General features: G+C 67.9%; 12 protein-coding genes. 8 read left to right on the plus strand and 4 right to left on the minus strand.

The genetic code is table 11. The features are described 5' to 3' along the window. Window positions 1-125 precede the first annotated feature (125 nt). The 5 genes from ACV7NL_RS10395 to ACV7NL_RS10415 all read left to right on the plus strand — a co-directional run bounded on the left by ACV7NL_RS10395 (window position 126) and on the right by ACV7NL_RS10415 (window position 7,002). Window positions 126-1,304, plus strand: coding sequence for a malate--CoA ligase subunit beta (locus ACV7NL_RS10395; protein ID WP_056189389.1), 1,179 nt, complete (start codon window positions 126-128; stop codon window positions 1,302-1,304). A gap of 18 nt (window positions 1,305-1,322) precedes the next feature. Continuing rightward, window positions 1,323-2,216: a succinate--CoA ligase subunit alpha gene (gene sucD, locus ACV7NL_RS10400; RefSeq protein WP_056189386.1), complete on the plus strand. Its 894-nt coding sequence runs from the start codon at window positions 1,323-1,325 to the stop codon at window positions 2,214-2,216. Window positions 2,217-2,483: 267 nt separating this feature from the next. Further along, complete coding sequence (locus ACV7NL_RS10405; RefSeq protein ID WP_463355606.1) at window positions 2,484-5,243, plus strand: phosphoenolpyruvate carboxylase; 2,760 nt, start codon at window positions 2,484-2,486, stop codon at window positions 5,241-5,243. Between the two features lie 130 nt (window positions 5,244-5,373). After that, entirely contained in the window at window positions 5,374-6,348 is a 975-nt protein-coding gene (locus tag ACV7NL_RS10410) for an HpcH/HpaI aldolase/citrate lyase family protein (RefSeq protein ID WP_056189381.1), read from the plus strand. Between the two features lie 219 nt (window positions 6,349-6,567). Next, window positions 6,568-7,002, plus strand: coding sequence for a GlcG/HbpS family heme-binding protein (locus tag ACV7NL_RS10415; protein WP_056189378.1), 435 nt, complete (start codon window positions 6,568-6,570; stop codon window positions 7,000-7,002). Window positions 7,003-7,130: 128 nt separating this feature from the next. On the opposite strand, the gene ACV7NL_RS10420 is transcribed toward ACV7NL_RS10415, so the two are convergent. Continuing rightward, window positions 7,131-7,997: an outer membrane protein gene (locus ACV7NL_RS10420; protein ID WP_463355607.1), complete on the minus strand. Its 867-nt coding sequence runs from the start codon at window positions 7,995-7,997 to the stop codon at window positions 7,131-7,133. 249 nt (window positions 7,998-8,246) lie between these two features. Here ACV7NL_RS10420 and ACV7NL_RS10425 point away from each other — a divergent pair, with 249 nt between their 5' ends. After that, complete coding sequence (locus ACV7NL_RS10425; protein WP_056189372.1) at window positions 8,247-8,426, plus strand: hypothetical protein; 180 nt, start codon at window positions 8,247-8,249, stop codon at window positions 8,424-8,426. Window positions 8,427-8,621: 195 nt separating this feature from the next. Beyond that, window positions 8,622-8,840, plus strand: coding sequence for a hypothetical protein (locus ACV7NL_RS10430; RefSeq protein WP_056189369.1), 219 nt, complete (start codon window positions 8,622-8,624; stop codon window positions 8,838-8,840). Between the two features lie 7 nt (window positions 8,841-8,847). Here ACV7NL_RS10430 and ACV7NL_RS10435 read toward each other — a convergent pair whose 3' ends face one another. The 3 genes from ACV7NL_RS10435 to ACV7NL_RS10445 all read right to left on the minus strand — a co-directional run bounded on the left by ACV7NL_RS10435 (window position 8,848) and on the right by ACV7NL_RS10445 (window position 12,911). Further along, window positions 8,848-9,693, minus strand: coding sequence for a formate/nitrite transporter family protein (locus ACV7NL_RS10435; RefSeq protein WP_463355608.1), 846 nt, complete (start codon window positions 9,691-9,693; stop codon window positions 8,848-8,850). Between the two features lie 65 nt (window positions 9,694-9,758). Further along, window positions 9,759-10,478, minus strand: coding sequence for a competence/damage-inducible protein A (locus ACV7NL_RS10440; RefSeq protein WP_056189694.1), 720 nt, complete (start codon window positions 10,476-10,478; stop codon window positions 9,759-9,761). A gap of 165 nt (window positions 10,479-10,643) precedes the next feature. Next, window positions 10,644-12,911 carry a lytic transglycosylase domain-containing protein gene (locus ACV7NL_RS10445; RefSeq protein WP_247634903.1) on the minus strand — a complete coding sequence of 756 codons (2,268 nt, stop codon included), beginning with the start codon at window positions 12,909-12,911 and terminating at the stop codon, window positions 10,644-10,646. 186 nt (window positions 12,912-13,097) lie between these two features. Between ACV7NL_RS10445 and dapA the strand changes: the two genes are divergently transcribed. Further along, entirely contained in the window at window positions 13,098-13,997 is a 900-nt protein-coding gene (gene dapA, locus ACV7NL_RS10450) for a 4-hydroxy-tetrahydrodipicolinate synthase (protein ID WP_056189361.1), read from the plus strand. Window positions 13,998-14,025: the final 28 nt, after the last annotated feature.

Raw genomic sequence — 14,025 nt, forward strand, 5'->3', positions numbered from 1 at the left:
ACAGTTCACCGCCCCTCAAGGCAGAGTGAACGCCAATGTAAAAAAATATAAACGGCCAAGCACTTTCCGTGAAGTGAAATTTACGAGACAGTCGGGCCAACGAAGAAACGCCGAGGAGAACGCTGATGGACGTGCACGAGTACCAGGCCAAGGAACTGCTTGCCGGCTTCGGTGTCGCCGTTCCAAAGGGCGCCGTCGCCTTCAGCGCCGATCAGGCGGTCTATGCCGCCACCGAGCTTGGCGGATCGTTCTGGGCCGTCAAGGCGCAGATCCATGCCGGTGCCCGCGGCAAGGCCGGCGGCATCAAGCTGTGCCGGACCTACAACGAGGTTCGCGACGCCGCCAAGGACCTCCTCGGCAAGCGCCTGGTGACGCTCCAGACGGGGCCCGAGGGCAAGCCCGTCCAGCGCGTCTATGTCGAGACCGCCGATCCGTTCGAGCGCGAACTCTACCTCGGCTACGTCCTCGACCGGAAGGCCGAGCGCGTCCGGGTCATCGCCTCCCAGCGCGGCGGCATGGACATCGAGGAGATCGCCGCCAACGAGCCGGAGGCGCTGATCCAGGTGGTGGTCGAGCCCGCCGTCGGCCTGCAGCAGTTCCAGGCCCGCGAGATCGCCTTCCAGCTCGGTCTCAACATCAAGCAGGTCTCGGCCGCCGTGAAGACGATCATGAACGCCTACCGGGCGTTCCGCGATTGCGACGGCACCATGCTGGAGATCAACCCCCTCGTCGTCACCAAGGACGACCGGGTGCTGGCGCTCGACGCCAAGATGTCCTTCGACGACAACGCCATGTTCCGCCGGCGCAACATTGCGGACATGCACGATCCCTCGCAGGGCGACCCGCGCGAGGCCCAGGCCGCCGAGCACAACCTCTCCTATATCGGCCTCGAGGGTGAAATCGGCTGCATCGTCAACGGTGCCGGTCTGGCCATGGCCACCATGGACATGATCAAGCATGCCGGCGGCGAGCCCGCGAACTTCCTCGATGTCGGCGGCGGCGCCTCGCCGGACCGGGTCGCCACGGCCTTCCGCCTCGTCCTGTCGGATCGGAACGTGAAGGCGATCCTCGTCAACATCTTCGCCGGCATCAACCGCTGCGACTGGGTCGCCCAGGGTGTCATCCAGGCGGCGCGCGAGGTGAAGATCGACGTGCCTCTGATCGTCCGGCTCGCCGGCACCAATGTCGAGGCCGGCCAGAAGATCCTGGCCGAGAGCGGCCTCGATCTCATCACCGCCAACAGCCTGTCCGACGCCGCCGCCAAGGCCGTCGAGGCCTGCGCCGCCGCCAAGAACAACCGCTAAGAGAGGGGAGGATACGTCATGAGCATTCTGATCGACGAGAAGACCCCGATCCTCATCCAGGGCATCACGGGCGACAAGGGCACCTTCCACGCCAAGGAGATGATGGAGTACGGCTCCAATGTCGTCGGCGGCGTCACCCCGGGCAAGGGTGGCAAGACCCATCTGGGCGTACCGGTGTTCAACACCGTCAAGGAGGCCGTCGAGGCCACCGGCGCCACCACCTCCATCACCTTCGTGGCCCCGCCCTTCGCGGCCGACGCCATCATGGAAGGCGCCGATGCCGGCCTCGCGCTGATCTGCTCGATCACCGACGGCATCCCGGCCCAGGACATGATGCGGGTGAAGCGGTATCTGCGCCGCTACCCCAAGGATCGGCGCACCATGGTGGTCGGTCCGAACTGTGCCGGCATCATCTCGCCCGGTAAGTCGATGCTCGGCATCATGCCCGGCCACATCTACCTCAAGGGCAATGTCGGGGTGATTTCGCGCTCGGGCACCCTCGGGTACGAGGCGGCCGCCCAGATGATGGAAGAGGGCATCGGCATCACCACCTCGGTGGGCATCGGCGGCGACCCGATCAACGGCTCGTCCTTCCTCGACCATCTCGCCCTGTTCGAGCAGGACCCGGAGACCAAGGCGGTTCTGATGATCGGTGAGATCGGCGGCCCGCAGGAAGCCGAGGCCTCGGCCTGGATCAAGGAGAACATGACGAAGCCGGTCATCGGCTTCGTCGCCGGCCTCACCGCCCCGAAGGGCCGCCGCATGGGCCATGCCGGCGCGATCATCTCGGCGACTGGCGATTCCGCCGCCGAGAAGGCCGAGATCATGCGCTCCTACGGACTGACCGTTGCCCCGAGCCCCGGCGAGTTCGGTTCCACGGTGGCGCAGGTGATGCGCAAGCTGGCCGCGTGAGATCGAAAACCCTCTCCCATCCGTGGGGGAGGGTGGTCGCGGAGCGACCGGGAGAGCGGTAGGCCATCCGCGAAGCGGTCGCCTCCTCTTCCGCCTGCTCCGCAGGCACCCTCTCCCGCAGAGGGGGAGGAGGTCCGTCGCGCTTCCAGGCCCGAAGCTTGATCGCCCTGATCGCCGATCGCATGAGCCCGGCGGCTGCAACACACCAATCCATTGCCCGCCTCCGTCGCGGCCAATCGGCTGATACTCCCCTCGAGGTGGCCTTCGATGACGGATACCCTTCACGCCCCGGTCGGAGCCGTCGACCTCACCTTCGCGCCGCCCGTGATCACGGGCACCTCGTCGAAGGAAGCGCTCGACATCCTGTTCCATGCTCTCCTGGCTGTGGCGCGCCGCCATGAGCCCGAGCTTGAGGACGTGCTGCACGGCCGCGCCAACATCTCGGAATTCTCGCCCGAACTGCTGGCCCGCGCGCTGCAGGTGCAGGGCATCTGGTTTCAGCTTCTCTCGATCGCCGAGCAGAACGCCGCCATGCGCCGGCGCCGGCAGGTGGAGCGCACCAAGGGCCGCGAGGCGCTGGGCGGCAGCTTCAGCGCCGTCCTGGCCGACGCGGCGGCGAACGGCATCAAGGCGCCGGAGATCCACGCGCTGCTCAAGGACCTGCGCATCCGCCCGACGATCACCGCGCATCCCACCGAGGGCAAGCGCGTCACCGTGCTGGAGAAGTTCCGCCGCATCTACCTGGTGCTGCGTGAGCTGGAACTGCCGCGCTGGACCGAGCGCGAGCGCAACGGCCTGATGAACGAGCTGCGGGACCAGATCGAACTCGTCTGGATGACCGGCGAACTCCATCTGGAGAAGGCCACCGTCGAGCGTGAGGTCGCCTGGGGGCTGCACTTCTTCGACGAGACGCTGTTCGAGATGCTGCCCGAAGTGCTCTACTCCCTGGAGGAGAGCCTGGCGCAGTATTACCCGGACGAGAAGTTCGAGGTGCCGGCCTTCTTTCAGTTCGGCTCCTGGATCGGCGGCGACCGCGACGGCAATCCCTACGTCACCTCCTCGGTCACACGCACCACCCTGCAGCGCAACGCGCTCGCCTCCCTGCGGCGCTACCGTGACGGCGTCACCGCGCTCGGACGGACGCTGTCCCTCACCGAACGCTCGCTGCCGGTGCCCCCGACCTTCAAGGCCGAGCTGGCGCAGATGCTCGCCGAGAGCGGTGACGGCCGCGCCATCGCCAACCGCAACCCGGGCGAGGCCTATCGCCAGTTCCTCACCTGCATCCTGCGCAAGCTCGAGGCGACGATCCTGCGCAACAAGGGCCAGCGCTCGACCGGACCCGATTATCCGAGCGCCGACGGCCTCATCAACGACCTGCGCATTCTGGAACAGGGCCTCGCCGACGCGAAATGCGCGTCGCTGGCGGTCGACCTGGTGCGCCCGGTGCGCCGCATGGTCGAGATCTTCCGATTCTCCACCGTCCGCCTCGACCTGCGCGAGAACACCACCCGCACCACGAAGACCCTGCAGGCCCTGTGGGTTCAGTCGAACGGGCAGAACCGCACCCCGCCCGACGTCGATTCCCCCGAGTGGAAGAAGTGGCTCATCGACGAGCTGGCCAAGCCGCGCACGGGCGAGCGCAGCTTCGAAGAACTGCCGGACGACGCCCGCGAGACCCTGGAGACCTTCGCGCTGGTCGGCGAGATGCGCGAGCAGCTCGACCGCGAGGCCTTCGGCTCGTTCATCCTGTCGATGACCCGCTCGGTGCAGGACATCCTCGGCGCCTATCTGCTGGCCAAGGAGGCCGGCAACTTCCTCGACGCCGCCGGCACCGAGATCTGCTGCCTGCCGGTGGTGCCCCTGTTCGAGACCATCGACGATCTGCGCGCCGCGCCGGCGATCATGAAGGAGCTGTTCTCGATCCCGGTCGTGCGCCGCTCCACCCGCTGGCAGGGCGGCGTGCAGGAGGTCATGATCGGCTACTCGGATTCGAACAAGGACGGCGGCTTCGTCGCCTCGAACTGGGAGCTGTACAAGGCGCAGGACAAGCTGACCCAGCTCGGCAAGGCCTCCGGCGTGCCGATCGCGTTCTTCCACGGCCGCGGTGGCTCCGTCAGCCGTGGCGGCGCCCCGACCGCGCGGGCCATCGCGGCCCAGCCGCCCGGCTCGATCAACGGCCGCTTCCGCACCACCGAGCAGGGCGAGGTGGTCTCGTTCAAGTATGCCAACCGGGGCACCGCCGCCTACCAGATGGAGCTTCTGGCCTCCTCGGTGTTCGAGCACGCTTTGAAGTCGGAGCGCGAGGCCGCCAAGATCCCCCGCAATGAATTCGACGACTGCCTGGAGGCGCTGTCCGGCGCCTCGCGCGCGGCCTACGTCAACCTGATCCAGCACCCCGATCTGGTGACCTATTTCGGTGCCGCGAGCCCCCTCGACGAGATCGCGCTTCTCAACATCGGCTCGCGCCCGGCCCGCCGCTTCGGCGCCCGCTCGCTCTCCGACCTGCGCGCCATCCCGTGGGTGTTCGCCTGGTCGCAGAACCGCCACGTCATCACGGGCTGGTACGGCGTCGGTTCGGGCCTGAAGAGCTTCCTCGACGTGCGCGGTCAGCAGGGCGAGGCTCAGCTGAAGCGCCTGTTCGCCGAATCGAAGCCGTTCCGGCTCATCCTCGACGAGGTCGAGAAGACGCTGCTGATGGTCGATCTGGAGATCGCCCGCGATTACGCGAGCCTCGTCCCCGACGAGGGCGCGCGCAACAGCATCTTCCCGCTGATCGAGGCCGAATACGCCCTGACCCGCGAGATGGCCCTGCGGGTCAGCGGCGGCAGCGAACTGGCGGAGCGCTTCCCCCTGTTCCGCGATCGCCTCAACGGGCGCCTGCCGACGATCAACCAGGTCAGCCGCGAGCAGGTGGAACTCCTCCGCCGCTTCCGCTCGGAAGAGGACGAGGACCAGCGCGAGGCGGTGAAATCCGCCTTGCTGCTCTCGATCAACTGCATCGCCGTCGGCTTCGGCGCGACGGGGTGAGGATGCTGTCAGGAAACCGAGGGCCGCCCCAGGCCCTCGGGCTTGCGCTCAGGCGCATCCGGACCGGTATGGTGGCCCGACCGTCGGGTCTCATGAACGACCAGAACACTCCCAACAGGAAGGAATCCCAATGAGCTTCACCCTGATCCAGCAGGCCACCCCGCGCCTTCACCGTTCGGAGCTCGCCGTTCCGGGCTCCAACCCGACCTTCATGGAAAAGTCCGCCACCTCGAAGGCCGACGTGATCTTCCTCGATCTCGAGGACGCGGTCGCTCCGGACGACAAGGAGCAGGCCCGCAAGAACATCATCCAGGCGCTCAACGAGATCGACTGGGGCAACAAGACCATGATGATCCGCATCAACGGTCTCGACACCCACTACATGTACCGCGACGTGGTCGACATCGTTGAGGCCTGCCCGCGCCTCGACATGATCCTGATCCCCAAGGTCGGCGTGCCGGCCGACGTCTACGCCATCGACGTGATGGTGACGCAGATCGAGCAGGCCAAGAAGCGCGAGAAGAAGATCGGCTTCGAGGTCCTGATCGAGACCGCGCTCGGCATGGCCAACGTCGAGGCGATCGCGACCTCGTCGAAGCGCCTCGAAGCCATGTCGTTCGGCGTCGCCGATTACGCCGCCTCGACCCGCGCCCGTTCGACCGTCATCGGCGGCGTCAACAAGGACTACTCGGTCCTGACCGACAAGGACGAGTCCGGCAACCGCGAGACCCATTGGCAGGACCCGTGGCTGTTCGCCCAGGCCCGCATGATGGTCGCCTGCCGCGCCTACGGCCTGCGTCCCATCGACGGCCCCTTCGGCGACTTCTCCGATCCGGACGGCTACACCTCCGCCGCCCGCCGCTGCGCCGCGCTCGGCTTCGAGGGCAAGTGGGCGATCCACCCCTCGCAGATCGATCTCGCCAACGAGGTGTTCACCCCGTCGGCCGCCGAAGTCGACAAGGCCCGCCGCATCCTGGCGGCCATGGAAGACGCCGCCAAGGCCGGTAAGGGCGCCGTGTCCCTCGATGGCCGCCTGATCGACATCGCCTCCATCCGCATGGCCGAGGCACTGATCGAGAAGGCCAACGCGATGTCGGCGAGCTGACACGCGAGCGACCAGACGAACTAACCCGCACCTTAGCCGCCTCTTCGGGGGCGGCCCTTTTGTTTGGCGAGGGTTCTGGGGATGCCAGGGCACCGAATCGGGCCCTCGTCCGTTAGCAGACCGCCGTCATCGGCAAGCGTTGCTGAAAATCTACAAGATCAGCGTGTCACGCTCTCGCATGACACGACACCACGACCGGGTATTCAGGGAGATCCGATCATGCACGTGACCATCGAAGACGCGCACAAGGCCATCGAGGCGGCGCGCGCCAAGGCCGTCGAGCTCGGCACGCAGATGTGCATCGCCGTGGTCGATTCGGGTGGAAACCTGAAGGCGTTCTACCGGATGGACGGCGCCTGGGTCGGCTCCATCGACATTTCGCACAAGAAGGCCAAGACCTCCGTGTTCTTCGGCATGATGACCGGCCAGATCGGCCAGCTCTCGCAGCCGGGCGGGCCGCTTTACGGCATCGAGCACTCGAACGACGGGCTCATCACCTTCCCGGGCGGCATCCCGATCGTCGACAAGGACGGTGAGATGTCCGGCGCCATCGGCGTCAGCGGCTCCACCGTCGAGAACGACCACGCGGTGGCCCTGGCCGGTGCCAGCTCGATCGGATCGACGGAACTGCCTGCCCACCCCTGGCGGACCTGACCCGACCCCGTCACCGACGCGGGCGATCCGGCACCGAACAGCAAAAAGCCCCGCTCGCGAGAGCGGGGCTTTTCTCGTCCGGGACGTCCCGGTCCGGCGACCCCGCAGGGCCGCCGGACCGAATGATCCTAGTACGAGCCGAACTTGTAGTTGAAGCCGGCCTTGATGAGGTTGCCCTCGGTGTTGAAGCGCGAGGTGTACGAGCCGGTGGCGGGCGCACCCAGACCGGTGTTGTTCACCAGCACGTTGCGGCTGCCGAGGTCGTAGCGCAGGTACTCGGCCTTCAGCGTGATGGCGCTGGCGCCGATGAGACCGCCGATGAAGTTGAAGCGGTTCAGGAAGCTGTCGGTGGGGATCGCGTACTCGACGCCGCCGCCGTAGACGTAGCCCGTCTCCATGCCCTTGTAGCGGCCGAAATAGGCGAGCTGGCCGGCCGTGTTGAAGAAGTCGGCCTGATACTTGACCTCGCCGTAGGCGAAGCCGCCGGTCCCGTAGACCAGGAACCGGTCGAAGGCGTAGCCGAGGCGGCCCTGGACGGTGCCGAGGTAGTTCAGGCGGTTCCGGTAGCTGCTCGGATCCGGGATGAAGTTGTTCTGCGCGATGGCCGGGCCGAGATAGTCGCGGCGCTTGCCGATATCGGTCCAGGTCACGTCGGCCTCGGCGCCGATGACGAAGCCGGAGCCCGGGGTGAGCTGATAGTTGTAGCCGATGCCACCGCCGATGTTGCCGATGCCGTCCTGCTCGGCCTTGAAGTTCGGCGCGCGGCGGCCGAGGGCCACGTTGTTCGCGGTGTTGGCGTTATTGCCCAGCGTCCGGATGTTCTGGCTGTCGCTGAAGGTGTAGGAGCTGTGCGTTCCCACGTAGATGCCGGTCCAGGTAAAGACCGGGATCGGGGTGAAGACCGGCGCCACTTCGCGGCGCGGAAGGTCAGCAGCGTTGGCCGCGCCGAGGGCGACGAGCGAAGCAACGCCGGCCAGGAGGAATTTTGAGATCATCGGGGTGTCTGTCCCAGGGTCGGAGAGTTGTTGGCCAAGCTATCCTCGGTTGTTCATCTCGACTATGCCCCGCAAGACACACCCCCCTCGGAAGCGTCTCAGGCCGTACCGAATTTCTACGCCCGGACTTCGCGGATCGGAGAATGTGGGACGATGCGCGAGGCGGTGCGATGCCGGAACCGACAACGGCCGGTTAAGCACGTTGCGCTAGATCGATCCGGCACCCCTCCAGCCGTGACAGGAGCGATGATGACACGGGACCAGCTCGCCGCCGAACTGAAGCGCATCGCCACCGACCAGGTGAGCGACATCGAGCGCGCGGTGAAGGACGGCCACAAGACGATCGCGCTGAACGAGATCGCCGATCTCAACCGCAACCTCAAAGCCCTCGCGGCGGCCGTCAAAGGAAAGGGCCTCGTGCGAGCCTGAAACCGGCTCGTGCGCGCCTAAGAATCAACGCGTGCGCGCTTCGGAAAGCACGTGCGTTTCTTAACGATCCCGCGCCGACACATCGTTCTGTGGCGGCGCCTTTCGAACCGACCTCGGGGAAAACCTGCGAATCCCGGTTGACCCACCCTGGCGGGTCGGACCATGTTCCTGATCTGTTCTCAATCAGGATCCGCGATGCAGCCTCGTCCCAACACCCTGTCCGAGTGGGCGGCTCCGGCGGAGGCCATCGTGTCCGCTTACCTGGAGGAGGCCGGCGGCGATGCGATCCTGGCTCTGCACCGCGCCGTGGCTGATGCCCTGACGGATCTGTGCGAGGCCGAGCGGCGAACCCTGCGGCGGGACCGCCTGATCTCGCACGGCTACGTCCGGGGCCGGGCGGATTCCGCGGGCTGAGCCCGGCTCACGCTTCGCCGTCCGATTCCTTCTGGGCCTCGACCTCCGGAGCGACCTGGCCGAAGTTGAGCACCGCCACCAGGGCCGTGCCGCCGAAGACGTTGCCGACCAGCGTCGGCAGGAAGAAGCGCCAAACATAATCGACCATCGAGGCCTCGCCGGTGAAGACGAGGTAGAACGTATCCACCGATCCGGCGACGATGTGGCTGAGGCCGCACATCGAGACCAGCCACGTGATCAGGATGACGACGAAGACCGCCGCCGAACCGGTCGCGGGCAGCATCCAGACCATCAGGGCGATGAGCCACCCGGCGAACACCGCCTTGATCACCGTGGTGGCGAAGCCCGAGGCTACCGCGTGATGGCTGATCTGCGTGAAGGCGGCATGGAGGCCGGGCTCGAAGGCGTCCGAGAAGGCGAGCACCGCCGCGATCGCCGCCGTGCCGACGATGTTGCCGGAAAGTACGATGCCCCACAGGCGCAGCACCCGCCGCAGGGTCCCCGAGCTGCGGTCGTGCAGGAGCGGCAGGATCGGCGTCAGCGTGTTCTCGGTGAACAGCTGCTGGCGCCCGAGCACCACGATGAGGAAGCCTGTGGCGTAGCCGAGGCTCGTGATCAGGCTGGCCCAGGGAGCCTCCGGCAGATGCGCCTTGAGCACCCCGGGCACGATCAGCGAAAAGCCCATCGAGAGGCCGGCCGCGAGGGCCGAGATCAGCAGCGCGCCGCCACGCCGCCGCAACTCCTCGTCGCCCTCGCGGCGGATGACCTCGTGCAGGACGAAGGCGTCCGGCCGGCCGCTCTCGGCCACGCTCTCCTCTTGTTCGGCATCCTCGTTCTCCGTCTGCTCCGCCATCGTGTCCGCTCCACAGGTCGCGTTGATGCAAGCGGGTCACGGCGGCCCGGGTTCGGGCGGTCGCGTCAAATCCGCAAGGTGGCGAGCAGCGCCACGATCTCGGCCTTCGCCCGCGCGACGGCCTCGGCGTCCTTGCCCCGCACCACGATGCGGTTGGCGAACCCGGTCTGCGTCATCGACGGATACGACCCGATGGAGACAGCCCCGTGCGCCTTGGCGATAGCGGCGAGGCCGCCCGCATAGGTGCCCTCGGGCATGTTGCCGGCCTCGATGGTTTCCGACAGCACCCTGGCGCCGGTGTCGAGGGTCGGGCCGATCGTATCGAGCATCGCCTGCATGATCGCCGGCACGCCCGCCATGACGAAGACGTTGCCGATGCGGAAGCCCGGCGCTTTCGAGATCGGATTGGCGATCAGGTCGGCGCCGGCCGGGATGCGGGCCATGCGCAGACGCGCCTCGTTGAGGTCTTCCGGCTTGTGGCGCTCCAGCAGCATCGCCTTGGCGCGCGGGTCGATGTCGATCGTCACCCCGAAGGCGGCGGCCACGCAATCGGCGGTGATGTCGTCGTGGGTCGGGCCGATGCCGCCGGTGGTGAAGACGTAGGTGTAGGCGTGCCGGAGCGCGTCGAGGGCGGCGACGATGCGGTCGGCCTCGTCGGGAACGATCCGCACCTCCTTCAGGTCGATGCCGATGGCCGTGCAGTAATCGGCGATGGTGCCGATGTTCTTGTCCTTGGTCCGCCCGGACAGGATCTCGTCCCCGATGACCAGGATTGCGGCCGTGATGACATTGTGAGCAGCGGGTTCGGGGGTAGCGGCTTCGGCGGTAACCGCTTCGGGGAGGACGGTTCGGGTTTCGGTGGAATCGGTCACGGCATGTCCGGGGCAGGCGGCTGAGATCCTGCCACCTAGCGCGGCAGGGCCGCGCTGACCACGTCGGTCGACACCGGGTCAGCGCGCCCCGCGCTGGAGGTCGCCGTCGATCAGGAGCGCGCTCTTGCCGTCGAGGCGGTTGCGATAGACCTGCAGGTTCTCCATCACCCGCTGGACGTAGTTGCGGGTCTCGGTAAAGGGGATGCGTTCCACCCAGTCGATGGGGTCGACGCCGCCCTTGCGCGGGTCGCCGTAGGCGTCGATCCACTTCTTCACGTTGCCGCCGCCGGCATTGTAGGAGGCGAAGGCCAGGATGTACGAGCCGCGCCAATCCTCCATCAGCTCGCCGAGATGGGCCTGGCCGAGTCGGGCGTTGTAGGCCGGGTCGCTGGTCAGGCGGTCCTGGTCGAAGCTGGCGCTGACGCGGCGCGCCGTGCGCTGGGCGGTCGCCGGCATCATCTGCATCAGGCCGCGGGCGCCGACGCTCGATTGCGCCTGCGGGTCGAACTGGCTCTCCTGGCGGGCGATGGCGAAGACCATCGCCTTCTCCACCAGGGGCACGGCGGCGGAGGCCTCGTAGTTCGGAATGCCGATGGTCGGATAGGCGTGGGCGTCCAGTGGCAGGCCGCGTTGAACCGCGGCCTTGCCGATGGCCACGAGGGCGCGGGAGTTGCGCTGCTCGGCCGCGATGTTGCCCAGCGCTTCGAGTTCGGCGGCATCGGTCAGGCGATTGGCCGCGTCGATGTAGAGGGGCAGCGCGAGATCGCGGATCGCCGCGGCTTCCAGCATCTTCAGGGCGCGCACGTAGAGGCGCTGGTCGAAGGCGCCCTGCTGCTTGGCGTCGAGGCTGGGAATGCTGCGCAGCGACAGGCTGGAACGCCCGAGCTTGGTGCGCGCCAACTGCCCGTAATAGGCGATCGGCTGCAGGGCGGCCCGCTCGTAGAAGGTCTTGGCGGCCTCGGCCTGTCCCAGGGCCTCGGCCGCGCGACCCTGCCAATAGGCGACGCGGGCGAGCGAGATCGGGGTCTCGGCGATCTCGGCCGCTTCGGCGAAGTGCCCGGCCGCCTTGGCGGCGTCGTCCTGGAAGCGCAGGGCGATCCAGCCGGCGTGGAACGCGGCCTCGATGCGCTTCTCCACAGTGCGGGCGCAGGGAGCGCGGGCGACCGCGTAGGCACCCGCGGGGTCGTTGGTATCGATCAGCTTGCGGGCCACGATCCGGCGCTCGACCCACCACTCGTCGCCGTCGACCAGGACATCCCCGTTGGTCGGCGCGGTCGCCAGCATCGCGGCCGCCTCCGCGAACTTGTCATGGCGGCGCAGGTACTGGGCCCGTGACAGGATGTAGGATGAATCGCTGCGCAGCGACGGCGGCACCGCGTTGAGGGCGGCGGGCGCGGACGAACTCTTGTCCTCCACTGCGCGGCGGGCGCGCACCAGGGTGGCGTAGCTGCCGCCGGCCAAAGCCGCGGCGCGCCCGGCGGTGTCGTAATCCTCCTTCAGGAGCGCGCGCTCCATCCGGTAGCGGTGATCGATTCGGGTCAGCACCGTCGGAAAGGCGTCGACCACCTTGGTCTCGAGGTTCCGGCCGAAGGTCTCGGACCGCCACAGGTCGCGCACCAGCGCGGCCGCGTCCTCGTCGAGCCCGTCGGCCTTGAAGGCGAGCGCCAGGGCGAACTTGCCCGGCGCACTCGCGGGCTTCGCGGCGGCAAAGAACGCCCGCACGGTCGCGGCATTGCGGCGCTCGGTCAGCAGGGCCTCCTCGGCCCGGCGCCGGAGCAGCGGGCCGGCCGGCCAGTCGGGATGGAGGCGGGTGAACGACACCGTGCGCTCGAAGCCGATGCCGGCTCCCGCCCGGATCGCCACCCATTCGAGGAGCGCGCGGGCGGCCGGGTCCTTGAAGCCGTCGCGCAGCCGGTCGCCCTCGGAGACGCGGCCCTTGCGGTAGGCGTCGATGGCCTGCCGCAGGGCCGGCAGGTCGATATCCGGCGCCACCTGGGCGGCGCGGGCCGGGTCCGGCACCTCGGGGATCGGGGCGACGGGGGAGACCGCCGCATCGGGGAGCGGGAATGCGATGCCGGCCTCGGGGTCGGCCGAGGCGTAGGCCTTGGCGGCGGCCGGGAGGGCCTGGCTCGGGGCGGCCTCCGGCGCCTTCGCGTCGATCTTGAGGGCGTCGGCCGCGACCGGATCGGGGATCTTGGCGTCCGGCAGGGCGGCGGAGGGCGCCACCGCGTCGCTCGCCGGCCGCAGGCTCGGCTCCCCGTCCGGCCCGGCAGAGGCCGCGAGGGCGCCGGCCGAAGCCAGGCTGAGGGCCAGCATCAGGGCTGCGCGCTGCGTCGAGAACACCATGGTTCTTCCAGTCCCATCACCGTGGACAGACCATCAAGCTCACCCAGAGGGCATTAAGAAGGCATTAACCCCGGCAAAGCAGCGTTTGCGCCGGTGCGGGCGAGCGCCTATGTCTGCCCGTCCGCGACACGCGGTGCCGCTGCCGGAACACCGGCCATGACAAGACCGACGGCTGGGAACGCCAGGATGACCGAGACCTCCACCCGACGCCTCCGGGGCGCGATGACCGCGCTCGTGACCCCGTTCAAGGACGGGGCCTTCGACGAGGCCGCTTTCCGCAAGTTCGTGAACTGGCAGATCGCGGAGGGCATCCACGGGCTCGTTCCCACCGGCACCACCGGCGAGAGCCCGACCCTGAGCCATGCCGAGCACGACCGCGTGGTCGAGATCTGCATCGAGGAAGCGGCCGGCCGCGTGCCCGTGATCGCCGGCGCCGGCTCCAATTCCACCGCCGAGGCGGTGTCCCGCGCCCGCCACGCCGAGAAGGCCGGGGCCGACGCGGTGCTGGTGGTGACGCCCTATTATAACAAGCCGACCCAGGCCGGGCTCTACGCGCATTTCAAGGCCGTCAACGATGCCATCGGCATCCCGATCATCCTCTACAACATTCCCGGGCGCTCCATCGTCGACATGAGCGTCGAGACGATGGCGCGCCTGTACGAACTCAAGAACATCGCGGGCGTGAAGGATGCCACGGCCAAGCTCGACCGGGTCAGCCTGCAGCGCCAGGCCATGGGCGAGGATTTCATCCAGCTGTCCGGCGAAGATGCGACGGCGCTCGGCTTCAACGCCCAGGGCGGCTGCGGCTGCATCTCGGTGGTGTCCAACGTGGCGCCGCGGCTCTGCGCCGACCTCCAGGACGCGACGCTCGGCGGCGATTACGCCAAGGCGCTGCAGATCCAGGACCGTCTGATGCCGCTCCATGCCAGCATGTTCGTCGAGCCGAACCCGTCGCCGGCGAAGTACGCCCTGGCGCGCCTCGGCCTGATGACCGACGAGGTGCGGTTGCCGCTCCTCCCGGTCGGCGACGAGACGAAGGCGCTCGTGGATGCCGCCCTGCGCCATGCGGGCCTGCTCGACGCCTGAACCATCTGGCAAATCGGCGACGACGAAC

Source organism: Methylobacterium sp. Ger2507, from assembly GCF_055231875.1.

Bases quoted from the DNA above. Each gene is read 5' to 3' on its own strand.
- ACV7NL_RS10405 (WP_463355606.1), top strand. From the start codon at position 2,484: ATGACGGATACCCTTCACGCCCCGGTCGGAGCCGTCGACCTCACCTTC.
- ACV7NL_RS10445 (WP_247634903.1), bottom strand. From the start codon at position 12,911: ATGGTGTTCTCGACGCAGCGCGCAGCCCTGATGCTGGCCCTCAGCCTG.
- sucD (WP_056189386.1), top strand. From the start codon at position 1,323: ATGAGCATTCTGATCGACGAGAAGACCCCGATCCTCATCCAGGGCATC.
- ACV7NL_RS10425 (WP_056189372.1), top strand. From the start codon at position 8,247: ATGACACGGGACCAGCTCGCCGCCGAACTGAAGCGCATCGCCACCGAC.
- ACV7NL_RS10395 (WP_056189389.1), top strand. From the start codon at position 126: ATGGACGTGCACGAGTACCAGGCCAAGGAACTGCTTGCCGGCTTCGGT.
- ACV7NL_RS10435 (WP_463355608.1), bottom strand. From the start codon at position 9,693: ATGGCGGAGCAGACGGAGAACGAGGATGCCGAACAAGAGGAGAGCGTG.
- ACV7NL_RS10415 (WP_056189378.1), top strand. From the start codon at position 6,568: ATGCACGTGACCATCGAAGACGCGCACAAGGCCATCGAGGCGGCGCGC.
- ACV7NL_RS10430 (WP_056189369.1), top strand. From the start codon at position 8,622: ATGCAGCCTCGTCCCAACACCCTGTCCGAGTGGGCGGCTCCGGCGGAG.
- ACV7NL_RS10420 (WP_463355607.1), bottom strand. From the start codon at position 7,997: ATGATCTCAAAATTCCTCCTGGCCGGCGTTGCTTCGCTCGTCGCCCTC.
- ACV7NL_RS10410 (WP_056189381.1), top strand. From the start codon at position 5,374: ATGAGCTTCACCCTGATCCAGCAGGCCACCCCGCGCCTTCACCGTTCG.
- dapA (WP_056189361.1), top strand. From the start codon at position 13,098: ATGACCGAGACCTCCACCCGACGCCTCCGGGGCGCGATGACCGCGCTC.